Annotated in this window: 19 protein-coding genes; 5 read left to right on the top strand and 14 right to left on the bottom strand. The window is 64.2% G+C overall.

All coding sequences use genetic code 11. The features are described from left to right. Nucleotides 1–6: 6 nt before the first annotated feature. The 4 genes from biuH to NKI17_RS12770 are packed head-to-tail and all read right to left on the bottom strand — an operon-like array spanning nucleotide 7 to nucleotide 3,921. Nucleotides 7–708: a biuret amidohydrolase gene (gene biuH, locus NKI17_RS12785; protein WP_352587282.1), complete on the bottom strand. Its 702-nt coding sequence runs from the start codon at nucleotides 706–708 to the stop codon at nucleotides 7–9. Nucleotides 709–723: 15 nt separating this feature from the next. Then, nucleotides 724–1,650, bottom strand: a complete 927-nt coding sequence (locus tag NKI17_RS12780; RefSeq protein WP_352587285.1) for an ABC transporter permease — start codon at nucleotides 1,648–1,650, stop codon at nucleotides 724–726. After that, entirely contained in the window at nucleotides 1,650–2,774 is a 1,125-nt protein-coding gene (locus tag NKI17_RS12775) for an ABC transporter permease (protein ID WP_352906035.1), read from the bottom strand. The genes NKI17_RS12780 and NKI17_RS12775 overlap by 1 nt, the downstream gene beginning before the upstream one ends. Nucleotides 2,775–2,793: 19 nt before the next feature. Next, nucleotides 2,794–3,921 carry a BMP family ABC transporter substrate-binding protein gene (locus NKI17_RS12770; RefSeq protein WP_352784278.1) on the bottom strand — a complete coding sequence of 376 codons (1,128 nt, stop codon included), beginning with the start codon at nucleotides 3,919–3,921 and terminating at the stop codon, nucleotides 2,794–2,796. A 322-nt stretch (nucleotides 3,922–4,243) separates the two neighbouring features. Here NKI17_RS12770 and NKI17_RS12765 point away from each other — a divergent pair, with 322 nt between their 5' ends. Beyond that, the gene (locus NKI17_RS12765) at nucleotides 4,244–4,903 is read left to right on the top strand and encodes a GntR family transcriptional regulator (RefSeq protein ID WP_023677208.1); all 660 of its coding nucleotides are present in this window, start codon (nucleotides 4,244–4,246) and stop codon (nucleotides 4,901–4,903) included. Nucleotides 4,904–4,906: 3 nt separating this feature from the next. On the opposite strand, the gene doeB is transcribed toward NKI17_RS12765, so the two are convergent. The 10 genes from doeB to ehuR form a co-directional block, all read right to left on the bottom strand. Continuing rightward, the gene (doeB, locus tag NKI17_RS12760; protein WP_352784276.1) at nucleotides 4,907–5,908 is read right to left on the bottom strand and encodes a N(2)-acetyl-L-2,4-diaminobutanoate deacetylase DoeB; all 1,002 of its coding nucleotides are present in this window, start codon (nucleotides 5,906–5,908) and stop codon (nucleotides 4,907–4,909) included. 5 nt (nucleotides 5,909–5,913) lie between these two features. Further along, on the bottom strand, nucleotides 5,914–7,092 hold the full coding sequence (gene doeA / locus NKI17_RS12755) for an ectoine hydrolase DoeA (protein ID WP_352906033.1): 1,179 nt from the start codon (nucleotides 7,090–7,092) through the stop codon (nucleotides 5,914–5,916). Nucleotides 7,093–7,130: 38 nt separating this feature from the next. Beyond that, nucleotides 7,131–8,123 (bottom strand): cyclodeaminase, encoded by a 993-nt coding sequence (locus tag NKI17_RS12750; protein ID WP_352724536.1) that lies wholly within the window; start codon nucleotides 8,121–8,123, stop codon nucleotides 7,131–7,133. Further along, nucleotides 8,120–9,112 carry a hydroxyectoine utilization dehydratase EutB gene (gene eutB, locus NKI17_RS12745; RefSeq protein ID WP_352455381.1) on the bottom strand — a complete coding sequence of 331 codons (993 nt, stop codon included), beginning with the start codon at nucleotides 9,110–9,112 and terminating at the stop codon, nucleotides 8,120–8,122. Before eutB ends, NKI17_RS12750 begins: the two co-directional genes overlap by 4 nt. Nucleotides 9,113–9,122: 10 nt before the next feature. Further along, entirely contained in the window at nucleotides 9,123–9,896 is a 774-nt protein-coding gene (gene eutA, locus NKI17_RS12740) for an ectoine utilization protein EutA (protein ID WP_352906032.1), read from the bottom strand. Next, complete coding sequence (ehuD, locus tag NKI17_RS12735) at nucleotides 9,893–10,552, bottom strand: ectoine/hydroxyectoine ABC transporter permease subunit EhuD (protein WP_023677202.1); 660 nt, start codon at nucleotides 10,550–10,552, stop codon at nucleotides 9,893–9,895. Before ehuD ends, eutA begins: the two co-directional genes overlap by 4 nt. A gap of 16 nt (nucleotides 10,553–10,568) precedes the next feature. Beyond that, a complete protein-coding gene (gene ehuC / locus NKI17_RS12730; RefSeq protein ID WP_254819481.1) occupies nucleotides 10,569–11,228 on the bottom strand; it encodes an ectoine/hydroxyectoine ABC transporter permease subunit EhuC in 660 nt (219 codons plus the stop codon). A 172-nt stretch (nucleotides 11,229–11,400) separates the two neighbouring features. Further along, nucleotides 11,401–12,252, bottom strand: coding sequence for an ectoine/hydroxyectoine ABC transporter substrate-binding protein EhuB (gene ehuB / locus NKI17_RS12725; protein WP_023677200.1), 852 nt, complete (start codon nucleotides 12,250–12,252; stop codon nucleotides 11,401–11,403). Nucleotides 12,253–12,317: 65 nt separating this feature from the next. Further along, on the bottom strand, nucleotides 12,318–13,103 hold the full coding sequence (ehuA, locus tag NKI17_RS12720) for an ectoine/hydroxyectoine ABC transporter ATP-binding protein EhuA (RefSeq protein WP_352699431.1): 786 nt from the start codon (nucleotides 13,101–13,103) through the stop codon (nucleotides 12,318–12,320). A 121-nt stretch (nucleotides 13,104–13,224) separates the two neighbouring features. Further along, nucleotides 13,225–14,610, bottom strand: a complete 1,386-nt coding sequence (gene ehuR / locus NKI17_RS12715) for a MocR-like ectoine utilization transcription factor EhuR (RefSeq protein ID WP_352569064.1) — start codon at nucleotides 14,608–14,610, stop codon at nucleotides 13,225–13,227. 82 nt (nucleotides 14,611–14,692) lie between these two features. Here ehuR and NKI17_RS12710 point away from each other — a divergent pair, with 82 nt between their 5' ends. The 4 genes from NKI17_RS12710 (at nucleotide 14,693) to NKI17_RS12695 (ending at nucleotide 19,666) form a co-directional block, all read left to right on the top strand. Beyond that, on the top strand, nucleotides 14,693–15,184 hold the full coding sequence (locus NKI17_RS12710) for an Lrp/AsnC family transcriptional regulator (RefSeq protein WP_352569063.1): 492 nt from the start codon (nucleotides 14,693–14,695) through the stop codon (nucleotides 15,182–15,184). Between the two features lie 415 nt (nucleotides 15,185–15,599). Beyond that, nucleotides 15,600–17,093, top strand: a complete 1,494-nt coding sequence (locus NKI17_RS12705) for an NAD-dependent succinate-semialdehyde dehydrogenase (RefSeq protein WP_352569062.1) — start codon at nucleotides 15,600–15,602, stop codon at nucleotides 17,091–17,093. A gap of 35 nt (nucleotides 17,094–17,128) precedes the next feature. After that, entirely contained in the window at nucleotides 17,129–18,508 is a 1,380-nt protein-coding gene (locus tag NKI17_RS12700) for an aspartate aminotransferase family protein (protein ID WP_352906031.1), read from the top strand. A 9-nt stretch (nucleotides 18,509–18,517) separates the two neighbouring features. After that, a complete protein-coding gene (locus tag NKI17_RS12695; RefSeq protein ID WP_352569060.1) occupies nucleotides 18,518–19,666 on the top strand; it encodes an alcohol dehydrogenase family protein in 1,149 nt (382 codons plus the stop codon). Nucleotides 19,667–19,721 lie beyond the last annotated feature (55 nt).

Genomic DNA, 19,721 nt, shown 5'->3' with positions numbered 1-19,721 from the left:
GTGTCCTCACGGCAGCTGCGCGACGAAGGATGCCGAATTCGACACCGCGCCGAACACGCCGCCCTGCATCTTGATCATCTTGATCGCGGCGAGATGGTTGCCGTAATCGGTCGCGCCGCAGCAATCCTCCAGCATGACGCATTCGAAGCCGCGATCGTTGGCCTCGCGCATCGTCGTGTGGACGCAGACGTCGGTGGTGATGCCGGTCAGCACGATGTTGTCGATGCCGCGCTGGCGCAGGATCAACTCCAGGTCGGTGGCGCAGAACGAGCCCTTGCCCGGCTTGTCGATGATCGGTTCGCCCGCCGCCGGATAGAGGTCGGGGATGATGTCCCAGCCGGGTTCGCCGCGCACCAGGATGCGCCCGCAAGGTCCGGGGTCGCCGATGCCGGCATTGATGCGGCGCGAACGCCAGCGCTTGTTGGCCGGCAGGTCGGCGAGATCGGGCCGGTGGCCCTCGCGCGTGTGGATGATGGTGTAGCCCTTGGCCCGCATGGCTGCGAGCACCGACTTGATCGGCTCGATCGGCGCCCGCACCAGCGAAAGATCGTAGCCCATATGATCGACATAGCCGCCCGGCCCGCAGAAATCGGTCTGCATGTCGATGATGATCAGTGCCGTATTGTCCGGCCGGAGCTCGCCATTATAAGGCCATGGATAAGGGTCGGCATCGATGTAGCGCTGGGTGATCTCGGCTCTGGCGTTCATCGGAAAAAACTCCAGTCATTTGGTGATCGACAATTCGCCCGGCGCGCCGGCAAGCGAGCGGCTCGGCGACGAGGTGGCGATCATGATGATGAGCGTGAGGATGTAAGGTGCGGCGTAGAAGAGATAGTAGCCCTGCGTCACCCCGACCGACTGCAACGCCGGGCCCAGCGCGCCGGCGCCGCCGAACAACAGTGCCGCGGCAAAGCAGCCAAGCGGGTTCCAGCGCGCGAAGATGACCAGCGCCACCGCCATCAGGCCCTGCCCCGACGAGATGCGTTCGGTCCAGCTGCCGGGATAATAGAGCGACAGATAGGCGCCGCCGATGCCAGCGAGCGCACCGCCGACACCTGTCGCAAGCAGGCGCACGGTGTTGGGATTGAGGCCCATGGCGCGCGCCGCATCGGAGCTGTCGCCGACGACGCGCACGATCAGGCCGGCGCGCGTATTGCGGAAGGCCCACCATAGGAACACGGCAAGTGCGGCACCAATCAGGAACAGGATGTTGACGTTGAGCGCCGCCTGCACCTGCGGGATATCCGACCAGCCACCGAAGGCGATGGCCGGCAGGTCTGGTGCCGAGGGCTGGATGAACGGCTTGCCGAAGAAGAAGGCGAGACCGGAGCCGAACAGCATCAGCGCGATGCCGATGGCGATGTCGTTCACCCCGCGGAATTTGCAGATCCAGCCGTGGAACAGCCCGAAGCAAAGACCGGCACCTGCGGCAGCCAGCAGGCCGAGCCATGGCGAGCCGGTCATCACCGCGACGGCGTAGGCGGTCATCGCACCGAAGACCAGCGTGCCTTCGAGGCCAAGATTGATGCGGCCGGAGCGCTCGGTGATGGCTTCGCCGAGCGAGACGAAGATGAAGGGCGTCGAAACGCGGATGGCGCCGCCGAGGATGGCGAGCGGCACGCCCCACAGGCCGATCTCGGTCGCGTCCATCAGGAGCCCCTCTTCCACAGATCGGGATTGAAGACCTTGAAGCGGCCGTAAAAGGTTTCGCTGAACAGGATGACGACGAAGAGCATGCCTTGCAGCACCAGCACGGTGGCGTCGGGCAGGTCCATGCGGCGCTGGATCAGCCCGCCGGAAGCGCCAATACCGCCGAGCAGGAAAGCGACCGGGATGATGGCGAGCGGATTGTGGCGGGCGAGGAAGGCGACGAGGATGCCGGTATAGCCATAGCCGGCGGCGAGCGAGGCGTTGGCGCTGCCTTGCACGGCGCCGACCTCCAGCATGCCGGCTAGCCCGGCAAAGCCGCCGGCGAGCCCGGTGAAGCCGACGATCAGCGGCCCGACGGCAAGCCCTTGTACCTGGGCTGCCCTGACATTGCCGCCGGCGATGCGGGCGGCAAACCCCCAGCGCGTCTTTTCGATCAACAGCCAGGACAGGACGCAGGCGACGATGCCGACGACGAGGCCCCAGTGCACGTCCATGCCTGGAATGTTGCCGATGCGGTAGGCATCCGCCAGCGGCTCGGTCGAGGGTTTGTTGAGTGAGGCCGGATCGCGCAGCGGCCCTTCGACCAGATGGTTCATCAGCGCGATGGCGATATAGGCCATCAGCAGGCTGGATATGGTTTCGTTGACGGCGCGGTAGTGGCGGAGTGCGCCGACGGCACCGATCCAGATCCCGCCGGCGACCACGCCCGCCACGCCCATCAGCAGGATGACCATAAAAGCCGGCGCGCCATTCGCCGCGACGCCGATGGCGGCGGCTGCAACGCCGCCCAGCACGATCGCGCCTTCGCCGCCGATGACGACAAGGCCGAGCCGGGCCGGCAGCGCCACGCAGAGCGCTGCCAGCAAAAGCGGTGCTGCCCGCGACAGCGAGTTCTGGATCGAGAACCACGAACCGAAGCCGCCGCGCCACGTCGTCTCGTAGAGTTGCACCGGCGACTTGCCGACCAGCGCGATGAATAGGCTGAACAGCACCATGCCGACGATCAGCGCCGCGAGCGGTATGACGAAGGCTTCCGCCCGCCGCGCCGCCCATTCGAGCGCCGCCGGATAATTCCTGGCGCCAAACAGCGCCGGTGCGCCCGCTGTGCCGACCGTGTCTGCCATGGCCCGTCTCCGATCCGGTTCAGGCGGTCGAACCGACGACGCCCTCGACCAGGTAATCCATGCTTTCGAGCTCGAGCGCGGTCTCGGCGAAGGCCTGGCCTTCGGTCGCCACGACAACGCCCTTGTTGCTCTTCAGCGGACCCTTGATGACGGAAAACCCGCCTTTCATCATTTCGGCCAGCGTGCCGTCGAACTGCTTGCGGGCGGCATCGCCGACGGCGGGGCCGAGCGGGCTCATCTTGACGAAGCCGTCGGCCAGGCCGCCGCGCGTGAAATTGGGCAGTGGTGTGCCGGCCACCAGATCGTCGACGAACATCTTGTAGACCTTGGCCCAGTTCCATTCCGCGCCGGTCAGGTATTTTTCCGGCGCCAGCGGGCTCTGGTTGGCATGATAGCCGCAGACGAAGGCGCCACGCCCGGCCGCCGTCTCGACCACCACCTTGGGGCTGTCGACATGGCAGGTGATGACGTCGGCACCCTGGTCGACCAGCGCATTGGTGGCCTCGGCCTCCTTGACCGCTAGCGACCACTCGCCGGTGAAAATCACCTGGCAGGTGATGGTCGGGTCGACCGAGCGCGCGCCGAGCAGGAAGGAATTGATGTTGAGCAGCACCTGCGGGATCGGCTTTGCCGCGACGAAGCCGAGCTTCTTGGTTTTGCTGGTGTGACCGGCGACGACGCCGTTCAGATACTGGCCCATGCCGATATAGCCGAAATAGGAACCGGCATTCATTGGATGCTTGTCCTTGTTCCACATGCCGCCGCAATGGCGGAACTGCACGTCGGGGAATTTCGCGCACATGGCGAGCATGTGCGGATCGAAATAGCCGAACGAGGTCGGGAAGATCAGCGACGCGCCGTCGAGGTTGATCATCGATTCCATCGTCTTCTGCACGTCGACCGTCTCCGGCACGTTCTCCTCCTCGACGACGGAAATGCCTTCGATCCCCTTCAGCGTGGCGGCGCCTTCGGCATGCGCCTGGTTGTAGCCGTAATCGTCCTTTGGCCCGACATAGATGAAGCCGACGGTGGCCGTCGCGGCGAGGGCCCTGCTGATCGGAAACGATGCGGACGCAAGGCCGAGCGCCGCTCCGGCGGCGGAGGTCTTGAGCAGGTCGCGGCGGCTAAGCATGAATCTCTCGGACATTGAATGCTCCCTCTGTGGGGCCTTTGGGGCCGGTTAACACCTCAATGAAAGAAGTGTATGCAATCAGCATGCCAGTTTCAGAAATGAGATTTATTCAGCAATATCAATGAGTGTGCCGATGTGGCCTGCACAAAGCCGGAGCAATTGCATACACTTTTTGCCTCCAAAATCGCCAATTTGACATGAAGGCTAAAACATAGGCATACAGAGATGCGGAGGAATCGAAGCCGGTGAGTGGCTTACGGCTGCGCGAAAAAGACTGGACGGAGGAGACGTGTCGGGAAAGCGCAATTTGATCAGGTCGGGCACGACTGTCGATCAGATGGTGAGGGCGATCAGCGACCGGATCGTCACCGGTTTCCTGCGCCCGGGCGAAAAGCTCGACGAGGCCTCGCTCGCCGCCCGCTTCGACGTCTCACGCACGCCGATCAGGGAAGCGCTCAGCCGGCTCAGCGCCATGGGGCTGGTCGAAAGGCGGCCGAACCGCGGCGCCACCGTCGCCGTGGTGACGCAGGAGCACCTCGCCTCGATGTTCGAAAGCATGGCCGAGCTTGAAGCGATCTGCGCGCGGTTCTCGGCCGAGCGCATGACCGCTGGCGAGCGCCGCACGCTGGAGGCCGAGCACCAGGCCTCGGCGCGCTTCGTGCAGCTCGGTGCCGAAGAAGAGTATGAGCTTTTCAACACCGAATTCCACACCCGGCTCTATCGCGGCGCCCACAGCAAGCACATTTATGAACTGACCGTCATGACCCGCGGCCGCCTGGCGCCGTTCCGGCGCGCGCAATTCATGCTGCCCGGCCGGCTGGCCCAGTCATGGCAGGAGCATGACGCCATCGTCACCGCAATCATGCGCGGCGACAGTGCGGCGGCCGGAACAGCCGCCAAGGATCATGTCTCGATCGTCAGCGAGGCGAGCGCCGTCTTTGCCATCGGCGATCGCCCCAAAGGCAGGACCGAGCCGTTCCCGACATCGGCTTCCTAACCATCAATCGACCAGCACGGCGACCACGGCAGCGCAGTCGCCGGCCTTGACCAGCCCCGGAAAATGCCGCGCCGCCAACAGACCGGACATTTTGGCCCGGATCTCCTGCGGAGCGCCGCCGGTGCGGCCTATGGAATGGATACGTGCCAGCACCTGGTTCTCTGCCACCGGCTCGCCGAGATCGATCATCGTTTCGATCATCCCGTCGTCCTCGGCGAACGAGAAGCAATCGCCGGACGGCATGTCGAGCCAGCGGGTTGGCTGCATCTCGACCGCGCCGGCGACAATGCCGGCATGGCGCAAGACGTTGAGCACGCCGCGACGCGCGATCCGCACCGTCTCCGCGCGCGAAGTCCCGCCGCCGCCGAGCTCGGTGGTGATGAACAGCTTGCCCATCTCCTCGGCGGCAGTGTCGAACATGCCGACCGCATCGATCTCCAGCATCTTCATCGACCAGGGTGCGGAGAACGCTGCCACGGCAGCGAACCCCTTCGCTTCCAGCACCTTGTCAGGCCGGACGTGGGCGGCGCAGAACGGCACGAAGTCGAGCGTCTTGCCGCCGGAGTGGAAGTCGAGCGCGATGTCTGTACGGGGCAGAAGCTCGCGCTGGAAGTAATCGGCGATCTTCTCGGTCACCGTGCCGTCGGGCCGGCCGGGAAAGCTGCGGTTTAGATTGCCCTTGTCGATCGGCGAGGTGCGCGTGCCGGCGCGGAACGCCGGATAGTTCATCGCCGGCACGATGATGATCGTGCCGCTGACGTCTTTCGGGTCGAGCGTACGGGCGAGGTCATAGAGCGCCAGCGGCCCCTCGTACTCGTCGCCATGATTGCCGCCGGTGAGCAATGCGCTCGGCCCCTTGCCGTTGCGGATGACGCAGATCGGGATCATCACCGATCCCCAGGCGGAATCGTCGCGGCTGTAAGGCAGGCGCAGGAAACCGTGCTGCACGCCGTCGCGCTCGAAATCGACGGTCGGCGTGATCGGTGACGGGCGAAGGCTGGACATCGGGCTCAATTCTTCACGACCAGTTTGCGCGGCACATTCGCCAGGCACTCGACGCCCGTCTCGGTGATCAGGATGGATTCGGTGATTTCCAGCCCCATCGTCTCAAGCCACAAGCCGGTCATGAAATGGAAGGTCATACCGGGCTTCAACTCGGTGCGGTCGCCTGGACGCAGGCTCATCGTGCGCTCGCCCCAGTCAGGCGGATAGGAAAGCCCGATCGGGTACCCGGTGCGGTTGTCCTTGACGATGCCGTACCGCTTCAGCACCGCGAAGAAGGCGTTGGCGATGTCCTCGCATGTGTTGCCGGGCTTGGCGGCGGCAAGTCCCGCCTCCATGCCTTCCAGCGTCGCCTTTTCGGCATCGAGGAATTCCTGCGTCGGTTTACCAAGGAACACGGTCCGCGACAGCGGGCAGTGATAGCGGTTGTAGCAGCCGGCGATCTCGAAGAAGGTGCCCTCGCCCGATTTCATCGGCCGGTCGTCCCAGGTCAGATGCGGCGCCGACGCGTCGGCGCCCGACGGCAGCAGCGGCACGATCGCCGGATAGTCGCCGCCGACGCCGTCGACGCCGCGCGTGCCGGCATCGTAGATCTCGGCGACCAGGTCGCATTTGCGCATGCCGACTTCGATCTTGTCGACGATGCGCTGGTGCATCGCTTCGACGATGCGGGCGGCCTTGCGCATGTAATCGATTTCGGTCGGGCTTTTCACCGCGCGCTGCCAGTTGACGAGTGCCGTGGCGTCGACGAAGCGGGCATTGGGTAAGTGCTTCTGCAGCGCTGCGAAGGCAGCGGCCGAGAACCAGTAATTGTCCATCTCGACGCCGATGCTGAGCTTGCCCCAGCCGCGATCGGAGAGCACGCTGGACAGAAAATCCATCGGATGGCGCTCGGTCGACTGCACATAGTGGTCGGCATAGCCGATGATGTTGTCGTGCGCGAGATAGGCGGTGCGCTTGGCGCCGTTGGCGTCCTGGCCGCGCCCGTACCACAGCGGCTCGCCCGACGGCGGCACGATGACAGCCTGATGCACATAGAACGACCAGCCGTCATAGCCGGTCAGCCAGGCCATGTTGGACGGATCGCTGACGACGAGCAGATCGACGCCCTTGGCCTCCATCGCCTTCCGCGTCTTGGCGAGGCGCTCCGCATATTCGCCGCGCGAGAATTTCAAGTTGGGCTGCATTGTTCTTGGTCCTCGTTTGTTGGGCCTTGCGGCCAGCATCAGCTTTCGAAAATCGTACCGGTCTTGGCCGCACGCGCACGGTCGCGGGCGAGCGTGGCGATCGCCGTGTCCTGCACGCCGGTGCCGGTCAGGTCGGCAATGGTGATGTCGCTGTCCGAGCGCCGGCCATGCCTTTCGCCGGCGATGATGTGGCCAAGCTCGGTGATTTCGGCATCGGACGCCATCACGCCCGCCGCGATAGCATGGTGCAGTTCGCCCAGCCGCCGCGTCTGTTTGGCGCTATCGGCGACGTAGAGATCGGCCATGCGCAGGATCGCCGGCGCGATCTCGTTCTTGTGCTCGGCATCCGAGCCCATGGCAGTGATATGCTGGCCGGCGGAAACGAAGCCGGCCTTGATCAGCGGCTCGGTCGACGGCGTCGTGGTGACGATGATGTCGGCATCGGCCGCAGCCTTTGCCGCGTCGGGCTCGGCGTGAACGGCGATGCCCAGTCTTTCGGACAATGCGTCGGCCGCGGCCTCGGCCTTGGCGGCATCCCTTGCCCAGATGCGAGCCTCGGTGATCGGCCGCACCAGCATCAGCGCTTCGAGCTGCAGTCCGGCCTGAACACCGGCGCCGAAGATCGCGGCAACGGAGGAACCCGGCCGCGACAGATGCTTGGCGGCAACCGCGCCGGCCGCCGCCGTGCGGATGTCGGTGAGATAGCCATTATCGAGCAGCAGCGCCTCGACCAATCCGGTTTTCGCCGACAGCAGCACCATCATGCCGTTGACGCTGGGCAGGCCGAGCTTGGGATTATCGAAAAAGCCGGGGCTGATCTTGATCGCAAAACCGTCGATACCCGGTACATAGGCGGTCTTGACGTCGACCTCGCCGCGATGCTCGGGAATGTCGAGCCGAAGGATCGGCGGCATCGCCACCGGCAAGGTGGCGAGCGCCCGGAACGCGTTCTCGACGCAGGCGATGGCATCAAGATCGAGCTTCACGATCTTGCGCAATTCAGCTTCGGTGAGGATCGTCATCCGGCTCATGCTGCGCTCTCCGCAATTGCTTCGCCGCAGATGATCTTGCGGTGCAGTGTCATATCGATGTTGCGGCCGGACAGCACGAGCACCGTCGGGCCGCTCGCCCTGACCTTGCCGGCAAGCACGGCTGCGATGCCGACCGCGCCGGCGCCTTCGACGATCTCGCGCTCCTGTTCATAGGCATGGCGGATGCCGGTGGCGATCTCGTCCTCGCTGAGCAGGATCACATCGTCGAGCAGGTCGCGGCACATGGAAAAGGTCAGCCGGTTGTCGAGGCCTATGCCGCCGCCGAGGGAATCGGCCAGCGTCGGCAGTTCCTCGACCAAAACCGAATGTCCGGCGTCGAGGCTCGCCTTCATCGCCGCACCGCGCGCCATTGAAACGCCCATCACCTTCGTCGCCGGGCTGACGCCCTTCACGGCAGCAGCGACGCCAGCCGCCAGCCCACCGCCGGAAAGCGGCACCAGCACCAAGGCGGCGTCCGGAACCTGTTCGATGATCTCCAGCCCGAGCGTGCCTTGCCCGGCGACAATGGCAGGATGGTCGAAGGGCGGCAGCATGATCAGCCCCTCTTCCGCGACCAGCCGTTCGACCTCCCGCTGCGCATCGTCCTGGCTGTTGCCGACGATGCGGATCTCGGCGCCGAGCCGACGGATCTCGTCCAGCTTGTTCTGCGGCACCAGCCGCGACATGCAGATCGTCGCGTGGATGCCTTGCAGTCGAGCAGCATAGGCAAGCGCCCGGCCGTGGTTGCCGGTCGAGGCAGCGACGACGCCACGCGCCCTCTCCTCGTCTGTCAGCGAAGCGATAGCGTTCGAGGCACCGCGCAGCTTGAAGGCGCCGGTGGTCTGCCGATGTTCGAGCTTGAGATAAACAGGAGCGCCCAAGTGCTGGGAAAGACTCCGGGAAGGAACGGTCGGCGTACGCTCGATCTTGCCTGCGATGCGCTCGCGCGCGGCGCGGATATCGGAGAGGCTTATCCTGGACGTGGTCATGGCTCTGCAATCAGTTCAGCGGCAGCGTCATCAGACGGCCGAATTCAGGACGCGACATCTTATCTCCGCAAAGCCGCAGGCAATTCCAGGCCGTCGCCTGGTTGCTGGTGACGACAGGGCGGCCGATGGCCTCTTCCATACCCACAACTGCCGCCGCGGACCGCAGTGCCGTGCAGGAGACAAACAGCGCGTCCGAGTGTTCGGCCGTCGCCTCGCGAGCCAGATCGACCAAGGATTTCGGCGCAATCCGCGCCATCTCGCGATCATCCTCGAAGCCGAGGCAATTGAAGCTGACGATTTCGAAACCATGCTCGGTGAAATAGGCCGCCATCGGCCGGCTGGTCTCGACCGTATAGGGAGTGAGGATGCTGATCGTCTTGGCGCCCAGCGCCTTCAGGCCGCGCACGCCGGCCATCGGCGGCGTAACCACCGGCGCGCCGGGTTTCGCGGCCTGCACCGCCGCCTCGATTTCGGCATCGCCGATCACGACGGAAGCTGAGGTGCAGGAATAGCAGATCGCATCGAGCGGCTCGTCGGGCAGGATCAGGGCCGCGGCCGCCGTCAGTGACGGCTGCATCTTGCGCAAATTGTCCGGCGTCGTCGGGTTGGCGTAGGGGATGCGCGCGACATAGATGCCGATGCGGTCGCTTGCCACCATGCGGTGAAAATCCGGTTCGCTCGTATGGTCGGTGGCAAGGATGATCAGGCCGACCCGCTTTTCCAGCGGACGCGCATCGAGCGGCGGCCGGGCCGAGTGCAGGCGGATATCGGGTGCAGCGCTCATCGTTCGATCCGCCCATAACGGTGTTCCAGCCAGCGCAGCAGCACCACCGAGAACAGGCTGATGGCGAGGAAGAAGGCGCCGACCAAGGTGATCGGTTCGATATACCGATAATAGGTATTGGCGACGCTCTTGGCCTGGTTCATCAGTTCCAGCACGGTGATCGCCGACAGCAGCGGCGTCTCTTTGAACATGGCGATGAAATAATTGGCAAGCGCCGGGATCATCGGGGGGATCGCCTGCGGAATGATGATGTGCGTCCAGGTCTGGGTGGCGTTTAGATTGCAGGCCTTGGCCGCTTCCCACTGGCCGCGGGGCACATTGTCTATGCCGGCGCGGTAGACCTCGGCCGTGTAAGTTCCGTAATGCAGCCCGAGACCGATGACGCCCGCCACCAGCGGCGGCAACAGGATGCCGAAATCCGGCAGCACGTAGAAGATGAAATAGAGCTGCACCAACAGCGGCGTGCCACGGATGAACTCGGCAAGGAAACCGACGGTGCGCGACAGAGCCCTGTTCGGCGACCGGCGCGCCAACGCGATGCCCAGCCCAACGATGGCCGCCAGCACCGAGCCGAGCAGCGTCGCCAGGATGGTGATCTTCACCCCCTCGATCAGCGTCGGCAGGATCTGCCGGACAAAATCCCAATCCCATTCCATTAGCAGGCCCGATCCATCATACGCGCACCCCGTCGAGGCCACGAGCCATGCGGCGTTCCAGCGACCGCACGCCCCAGGAGATGAGCAGCGCCAGCACGAAATAGATGACGAGGATGGTGCTGAACGGCACCAGAGTATTGCCGGTCTGCGAGCGCACCACCTGCGCCTGGAAGGTCAGGTCGGCGAGCGAGATTAGCGAAACGACGGCGGTGGCCTTGAGCAATTCAATGGCGTTGTTGCCGAAGGTTGGCAGCATCACCAGAAGCGCCTGCGGCAGGATGATATGGCGCATGGCTTGCCAGCGGCCGAGATTGAGGGCGGTGCAGGCCTCATATTGTTCGCGGCCGATAGACTTGATGGCGCCACGCACCACTTCCGCCGCATAGGCGCCGACATTGAGGCCCAGCGCCAGCACCCCGGCCTGCAGCGGCGTCAACGAAATGCCGGCAAAAGGCAGCACGAAATAAGCCCAGAACAGCTGCACGAAAATCGAGGTGCCGCGGAAGAACTCGATATAGGCGGTGGCCAGCGCGCGTAGCACGAAAAACCGCGACAGCCGCCCCAGCCCGGCAAGAAAGGCCATGACCAAGGCCAGCACCGACCCCATCAGCGTCAGCTCGATGGTGACAAGCGCTCCTTGCAATATCAGGCCGAAATAGCCGGACCATTGGGTCATTGGGGCTAAGCGTTTCCTCGCTTGGTGATCATTGCAGAACGCCGGCGCCGCCCCTCATCCGCCTGCCGGCACCTTCTCCCCGTTATAGGGACGGGGAGAAGGGTGAAGCTCCAGCGTTGACGCCCCCCTCTCCCCGTTTTTGACGGGGAGAGGCTAGGGTGAGCGGCACTTTTTACTTCGCCGAGCAGAGCTTGTCGCGGCTCGTCGACATTGCCGCCGCCGCCGAGAAGCCGTAAGGCTCGATGATCTTGGCGAACTCGCCGGACTTCTTCAGTTTCGCCAGCTCGACATCATAGGCGTCGCGCAGCGCTTCGTCGCCCTTCTTGAAGGCCGCGCCGTCGCAATAGACCGGCGCACCGACCACCGGCGCGATGACTTCGAGGTTCGGATCATTGGCTTTCTTGACCAGGTCGTTGATCGACAGCACGGGCAGCGAATAAGCATCGATGCGGCCGTCCTGCAGCATCTTCAGGCCGCTCTGGCCGTCCGGCACGACGATGACGCGCTCGCGCGGCACACCTGCGGTGAGCGCCAGCTTCTCTTCAGTGCCGCCACCCGGCGCGCCGATCGTGGCGCTCGCGTCCTTCGCGACGTCCTCGTAGCTCTTGAAACCCTTCGGGTTGCCCTTCTTCACCAGCATCGCCTCGGCGTCGCACAGCACCGGTTCCGAATAGGCGACCGCAGCACAACGTTCCGGCTTCATGAACAGGCCGGCAGTGACGACGTCGAAACGGCCGGCCTGCAGGCCGGGAATCATGGCGCCATATTCCGAGATCGAGGCGACGATATCGTTGACGCCAAGGCGCTTGAAGATTTCACGGGCAACGTCAGGCGCCGCACCCGAAACCTTGCCGTCGGCAGCGACCGCCGTATAGGGCGGCTCGTTGGCGATGGCGACGCGGGCAAAGCCTTGCGCCTTGAGCTCTTCGAGCTTGCTGTCGTCGGCCGAGCCGGCCGTCGAGGCGGCCAGCACCGCCGTCAGCGCAATACCGGCGACGCCGGCCAAAATGGCAAATTTCTTCATTGTTCCCAACTCCTTGTTTGTCTGTCTTCTTGGCTTGCTTGAGGCGTCGCCGCCTCGCATGGCAGTCAGACCCGATGTCCGGCCGCAATGATCTTCTTCAGGAAACCTTGCGTACGCTCCTGTTTGGGATGGCGGAAAATCTCGTCGGGCTTGCCCTCCTCGACTATTCTGCCGCGATCGAAGAACAGCACCCGGTCGGCGAAGTCATGGGCGAAACCCATCTCGTGGGTGACCAGCAGCATGGTCATGTCGGTCTCGGCGGCGAGCTTGCGCATGACGTTGAGCACCTCGTCGACGAGCTCAGGGTCGAGCGCCGAGGTGACCTCGTCGAACAGCATGATTTTCGGCGACAGCGCCAGCGCCCGCGCAATCGCGACGCGCTGCTTCTGGCCGCCTGAAAGCTGCGCCGGCATCGCCTTGGCCTTGTCGACCATGCCGACCATGTCGAGCAGTTCCATCGCCCGCTTTTCGGCGGCGGCCCGCGGCACGCCTTTGGTCAGCATCGGTGCCAGCGTCACATTGTCGATGACGCATTTGTGCGGAAACAGATTGAACAGTTGGAAGACCATGCCGATCTTCTGGCGCATCTTTGCCAAATGCCGTTCATCGGCCGTCAGCAGCCGGCCGTTACGCTCCATGTGGTACAACTGTTCGCCGTCGACCTGGATGTGGCCGCTGTCGATACGCTCTAGCGTCATCAGGATGCGCAGGATCGTCGTCTTGCCCGAACCCGATGGACCGATCAGTGCCAGCTTCTCGCCGGGCATGACTTGCATCGAGAGGCCGTCCAGCACCCTGAAGGTGCCGAAGCTTTTTGAAATGCCGTCGATCTTGATGATGGGAGCCGACAATGAATTTCCCGTGCTGGAGAAGCTTGCCTTTAACGATGCGGATCGCGGCAAATCATGTCAATCAAGAAAATAATATCATGACAATATTTCGGATTCCGCACAATTTCGCGCCATTTGTCGCCTAGATCGCAAGCAGGAGATGCTCGGGATCGCCGAGCAGAAGCTTGGTGACAACGCCGAGACCGGCACGCAGTTCCCCCTCCGTGGTCGAGCCCAGCGAAATCCGTACGGCTGGATGCCAAGGCATCTGCGAAATGCGAAACGACGTGCCGGGCGCGATCGCCACGCCCTGCAGGCGGGCCTGGGAAACAAAGCTTTCCTCACCGCGGTCATCGGGCAGTTGCAGCCAGATATGCAGCCCGTCGCGATGAGCCCGATAGTCCACTCCGGCGAGCACCTCGGCGGCGATGTCCAGACGCCGCCGCAAAGCCATACGCTGCCATCGAACGAGTTCCATCGCGGTGCCGTCGGTCACCCATTTGCTGGCGATCTCGGCCACCATCGGAGTCGCCATCCAGTTCGAGACCAGGTGGCGGTTGGCAACCGCGGCGACATAACGATCGGGCGCCGCGAGATAGCCGATGCGCAGGCCCGGCACCACGATTTTAGTGAAGGAGGTGACATACAGCGTGCGCTCGGGGGCAAACGCCGCGACGGGCGGCGGCCGATCCTCGACCAGCGGGCCGAGCACGTCGTTCTCGATGATGGCGATGTCGTGCCTGCGCGCCACCGCCGCGATCTGCTCGCGCCGGCCGGCATCCATCAGGGTGGCCGTAGGGTTGATCACCGACGGCTGCACGAACACGGCGCGGATGTCCGACAGCCGGCAGGCCTCGTCCAGCGCTTCCGGGATCAGCCCATTGTCGTCGATCGGCAAACCCTCGAGATTGAAGCCGAGATAACGCGCCAGCGGGATCAGCGTGTGGTGACCGATCGCCTCGGTGGCGACGGTCGAGCCGGGCGGCGCCACGCTCATCAGCGCCACTGTCATCCCTGCGGTGGCGCCGTTGGTCAGGCTGATGTTCTGCGGCGACGCGTCGAGGCCACAGAGGCGTAGCCACTCGACACCCACCGCGCGGTGGCGCGGGAACACCATGTTCGGCCTGAACGACAGTGCCGAGCTCGACGGCAGGTTTTCGGCGAGCCAGCCCAGCGCCTGCCTCAGCCGCTCCAGATGCATCGGTTCGCAGACCGGCTTCAGGATGGAGAGATCGATGACCTCGCCCAGCCGCTCCGGCAGATAGGGGGGCTCCGGCTCGCGGCGCTGTGTCTGCACGAAGCTGCCGCGGCCGACCTCGCCGGACACCAGCCCGCGGCGGATCAGCTCCTCATAGGCGCGGCTGACCGTCTGCACGGAAAGTTGCAGATCGTCAGCCAACTGCCGGTGCGTCGGCAATCGCGCACCGTTGGCCAGGCGCCCGTCATGGATGGCCCGCGCGAACTGGTCGGCGAGCGATTGATAGGCCGGCCGCCGGATAAGAGCGGGATCTGGTCGCCAAAATGTCATGACTTATTAGAGATCGAAATCAGTGCAATTGACAATCGAAATAATGCGCCGTCATGGTGTCCGGCACTGGAAGTGGGCGATCATGGCTGCAGCGAAACTCGATCCGATCGATATGAAAATCCTCGACGCCATCCAGCGCGACGGGCGCATCACCAAGCTGGCGCTGGCCGAGAAAGTCGGCCTGTCGCCGACGCCGTGCTGGATGCGGCTGCGCAAGCTGGAAAAGGCCGGCATCGTCTCGGGCTACCATGCCAGGATCGCCATGCGCGCCATCGCGCCGGTCGCTACCGTGCTGATGGAGGTGACGCTGGCTAGCCACCGCCAGGCCGACTTCGACCGTTTCGAGCGCGTCATCCGCGACATCCCCGAGATCGTCGCCTGCTGGTCTGTCGGCGGCGGCGTCGATTACCTGCTGAAGGTGATGGCGCGCGACATCGACGCCTATCAGCGGCTGGTCGACACTCTGCTCGAGCGCGAGATCGGCATCGACCGCTATTTCACCTATATCGTCACCAAGACGGTGAAGGAGGAGAGTGTGCTGCCGGTGGCGGACCTGTTGCCGGCGCAGTCGTGAGGTCGATCTGCCGGACCACACGTCTAGGAGATTGGTCGAGACATTTGTTGCTTCGTCATCCTGGGGCGAAGCAAGGAGCGAAGTGACGCGGCGCAGACCCCAGGATCCATTCCGTGACATCAGGGCGCCGCCACGGCGCAGAATTCTGCTCCGCTGCATTCCCTCTGCGAAGGTCACGGAATGGATCCCAGGGTCTCCGCGACGGAGCTTCGCTCCTGCTTTGCCCAGGGATGACGAGGCTGAGGAGGTGCAGCCAATCTCTCCACGGTTTGCTACAGTCTGACGTACGGCCGGAGAGATCGTCTGCCCGCTCGGTGCAATAGAGACAATCTCTCTACGTGCAGGCACGCAAACAGCCTCTCTGTTTGCGCGGCAGAGATAGTCTTGCGGCATCACCCGAACCGGGAGCCCGATGATGTCCGCACATTTTGCCCGCTCGCACCGCCATGAAGCGCTTGATCGCCTTGCCGACCGGCGGCTGCTGCGCGAACTCGCCTATGTCGCTGGCCACTGGACGGCGAGCGAGACCGCGGAGAGTTTCGAGGTGACCGATCCGGCCACCGGATCCACCGTCGCTTTCGTTGCCGCGCTCGATGCCCGGCAGACCACATTGGCGATCGATGCGGCATCGCGCGCCTTTCCTGCCTGGCGCGCATTGCTGCCGCAGGAACGGTCGAAAATCTTGCGAAAATGGTTCGATCTGATCGTCGCCGCCAAAAATGACCTGGCCCTGCTGATGACGCTAGAACAAGGCAAGCCGCTGAAGGAATCGCGCGGCGAGATCGACTACGCCGCCTCTTTTGTCGAATGGTATGCCGAGGAGGCCAAACGCCTCAACGCCGAAAGCGTCACCAGCCATCTGCCAAACGCCGAGATGGTGGTGCGACGCGAACCGCTTGGTGTCGTCGGCGTCGTCACCCCGTGGAATTTTCCCGCGGCCATGCTGACCCGCAAGGCGGCGGCCGCCCTCGCCGCCGGCTGCACCATCGTCGCGCATCCTTCCTCGGAAACGCCGCTGTCTGCACTGGCGTTGGCCGAGCTTGGCGAACGTGCCGGCCTGCCGGCTGGCGTGTTCAACGCCCTCACCGGCAGGGCTTCGATCATCGTCGGGCGGATGTGCGAAGACCCGCGGGTTCGCGCCATGAGCTTCACCGGCTCGACCGAGATCGGCAGGTTGATCGCCGCGCAAAGTGCGCCGACGATGAAGCGTCTGGTGATGGAGCTTGGCGGTCATGCGCCTCTGATCGTCTTCGCCGACGCCGATCTCGACAAGGCTGTGACCATCGCCGTCGACGCTAAATTCGCCACCTCCGGCCAGGACTGCCTCGCCGCCAACCGCATCTATGTCCAGCGTCCGATATACGATCGGTTCTGCGCTGCTTTCGCTAAACGCGTCGAGGCATTGCGGGCCGGCAATGGCCTCGCTGACGACACCGAAATCGGACCCTTGATGCACGAACGCGCGGTCAAGAAGGTCGAGGAGCAGGTGGCCGATGCGCTCGCCAAAGGCGCGCGTTGCCTGACCGGCGGCAAGCGCCATCCTGCCGGGCCGCTGTTCTACCAGCCGACCCTGCTGGCCGACGTTGGAGACGACGCTTTGATCATGCGCGAGGAGACCTTCGGTCCGGTTGCGGCAGTGACGCCTTTCGACAGCGAAGACGAAGTCGTCGCCCGCGCCAATGCGACAGAGTACGGCCTGGTCGCCTATGTCGTGACTGAAAACGGCGGTAGGCAATTGCGCATCGGCCGCGCGCTCGACTATGGCATGGTCGCCATCAACCGCGTCAAGATCACCGGCGCGCCGGTCCCGTTCGGCGGCGTCAAGCAGTCCGGCATCGGCCGCGAGGGCTCGCGTCACGGGCTCGAAGCCTTTACCGACTTCAAATATCTCTGCCTCGACGTGGCGTAACGCCCCGTCAGGCTTTTGCTTTCAAGGAGTAAAAAATGCTCGACCAGTCCAACGAACTCGCCGCCTGGGATCGCGATCATTTCTTCCATCCCTCGACCCATATGGGCACGCATGCGCGTGGCGAGAGCCCGACGCGTGTGATCGCCGGTGGCGAAGGCGTCACCGTCTGGGACAATAACGGTCGCAAGAGCATCGATGCCTTCGCCGGGCTCTACTGCGTCAATGTCGGCTATGGCCGCCAGAAGATAGCCGACGCCATCGCCGCGCAGGCCAAGAACCTCGCCTATTACCACGCCTATGTCGGCCACGGCACCGAGGCATCGATCACGCTTTCCAAGATGATCATCGACCGCGCGCCGCAGGGCATGTCGAGGGTCTATTTCGGCCTCTCCGGTTCCGATGCCAACGAAACCAACATCAAGCTGATCTGGTACTACAACAACGTGCTCGGCCGGCCGGAGAAGAAAAAAATCATCTCGCGCTGGCGCGGCTATCACGGCTCCGGCATCATGACCGGATCGCTGACCGGCCTCGACCTGTTCCACAACGCCTTCGACCTGCCCCGCGCGCCGGTCCTGCACACCGAGGCGCCCTACTATTTCCGCCGCGCCGACCGCTCGCTGAGCGAGGAGCAGTTTTCGCAATACTGTGCCGACAAGCTCGAGGAGATGATCCTCGCCGAAGGGCCGGAAACAGTCGCTGCTTTCATCGGCGAGCCGATCCTCGGCACCGGCGGCATCGTGCCGCCGCCGGCCGGCTACTGGGTAAAGATCCAGGCGGTACTGAAGAAGTACGACGTGCTGCTGGTTGCTGACGAGGTCGTCACCGGCTTTGGCCGGCTGGGCACCATGTTCGGCTCCGACCATTACGGCATCAAGCCTGACCTGATCACCATCGCCAAGGGCCTGACCTCGGCCTATGCGCCGCTCTCCGGCGTCATAGTCTCAGACAAGGTCTGGCAGGTGCTCGTCCAAGGCTCCGACAAGCTCGGCTCGCTCGGCCATGGCTGGACCTATTCGGCGCACCCGATCTGCGTCGCCGCCGGCGTCGCCAACTTGGAACTGATCGACGAGATGGACCTAGTGCGGAACGCCGGCGAGACCGGCGCCTATCTCCGCGCCGAGCTGACGAAAGCCGTCGGCGGCCACAAAAACGTCGGCGAGGTGCGCGGCGACGGCATGCTGGCGGCGATCGAGTTCGTCGCCGACAAGAACGATCGCGTGTTCTTCGACGCCACGCAAAAAATCGGGCCGCAGGTCGCGACCACCCTTGCGGCAAGCGGCGTCATCGGCCGGGCCATGCCGCAGGGCGACATTCTCGGTTTCGCGCCGCCGCTCTGCCTCACCCGCGAAGAGGCCGACATCGTCGTGTCGAAAACAGCCGATGCGGTGAAAAGCGTGTTTGCCGACATCTGAAGAACCGACATGAATGCCATGACCAAGACCCTCCCCGCCACCATGGCCGCCGTGCAGCTGATCGGTCACGGCGGACCGGAAAAGCTCGTCTACCGCACCGATGTGAAAGTGCCCTCGCCCGCCCGGGGCGAAGTGCTGATCAAGGTCACCGCTTGCGGCATGAACAACACCGACGTCTGGGTGCGCCAGGGCGCCTATGGAACGGAGGAGGATGCCGCCGCTGTGTCGACCTGGCGTCGTCAGGGCAATACGCTGAGCTTCCCGCGCATCCAGGGCACCGACACGGTCGGCAACATCGTTGCCGTCGGCGACGGCGTGTCGCCGGCCCGCATCGGCGAGCGGGTGATGGTCGATTTCTCCATCTACAATCGCGACGACGATTCACTCGCCGACATCGACTATATGGGCCACGGTCGAGACGGCGGCTATGCCGAATACCAGGCGGTGCCTGCAGAGAATGCCCATGTCGTCGATACCGATCTGAGCGACGTCGAGCTTGCCACTTTCTGCTGCGCCTATCTCACCGGCGAGCAGATGCTGGAACGCGCCGCATTGAAGGCCGGCGAGCGTGTGCTGGTCACCGGCGCCTCGGGCGGCGTCGGCTCGGGCATCGTGCAGCTGGCGCGGGCGCGCGGCGCCATTCCCTATGCGGTTGCCGGCAAGGGCAAGGAACAGGCCGTGCGTGACATCGGCGCCGAGGCGGTGATCACCCGTGGCGTTGCCGATCTGCCGGCCGCCGTCAGCGCGGCGACCGGGGGCCAGCCGATCGACGTGGTGGCCGATCTGGTCGGCGGCGCGATCTTCAACGACCTCCTGCGCATCTTGAGGCCGGAAGGCCGCTATACCACGGCTGGTGCAATTGCCGGCCCGGTCGTGCAGCTGGATCTGCGCACCATGTATCTGAAACAGCTGCAACTGCATGGCTCGAGCCAGGGCACACGGGCGGATTTCCGCCGCATCGTGCGCTACATCGAGGAGAAGAAGATCCGGCCGCTGGTCGGCGGCGTCTACAAGCTGTCCGATTTCCATCGCGCCCAGGCGGATTTCATCGCCAAGGATTTCGTTGGCAAGCTGGTCGTCGTGCCGGATGCGATCGCCAAAATAGCGCGTCGACCAAAAACGCCTATGACAGGCTCGGGCCGTTCGCGGACGCGGTGAGGTCGAGCGCCACATCCAAGCAGCGTTTTCGTGATGGCTTTGTTTATCTGAATGA

It is taken from the genome of Mesorhizobium sp. M0816 (assembly GCF_040320005.1).
GTDB lineage: Bacteria > Pseudomonadota > Alphaproteobacteria > Rhizobiales > Rhizobiaceae > Mesorhizobium.
This window is presented reverse-complemented; position numbering and strand designations above follow the sequence as displayed.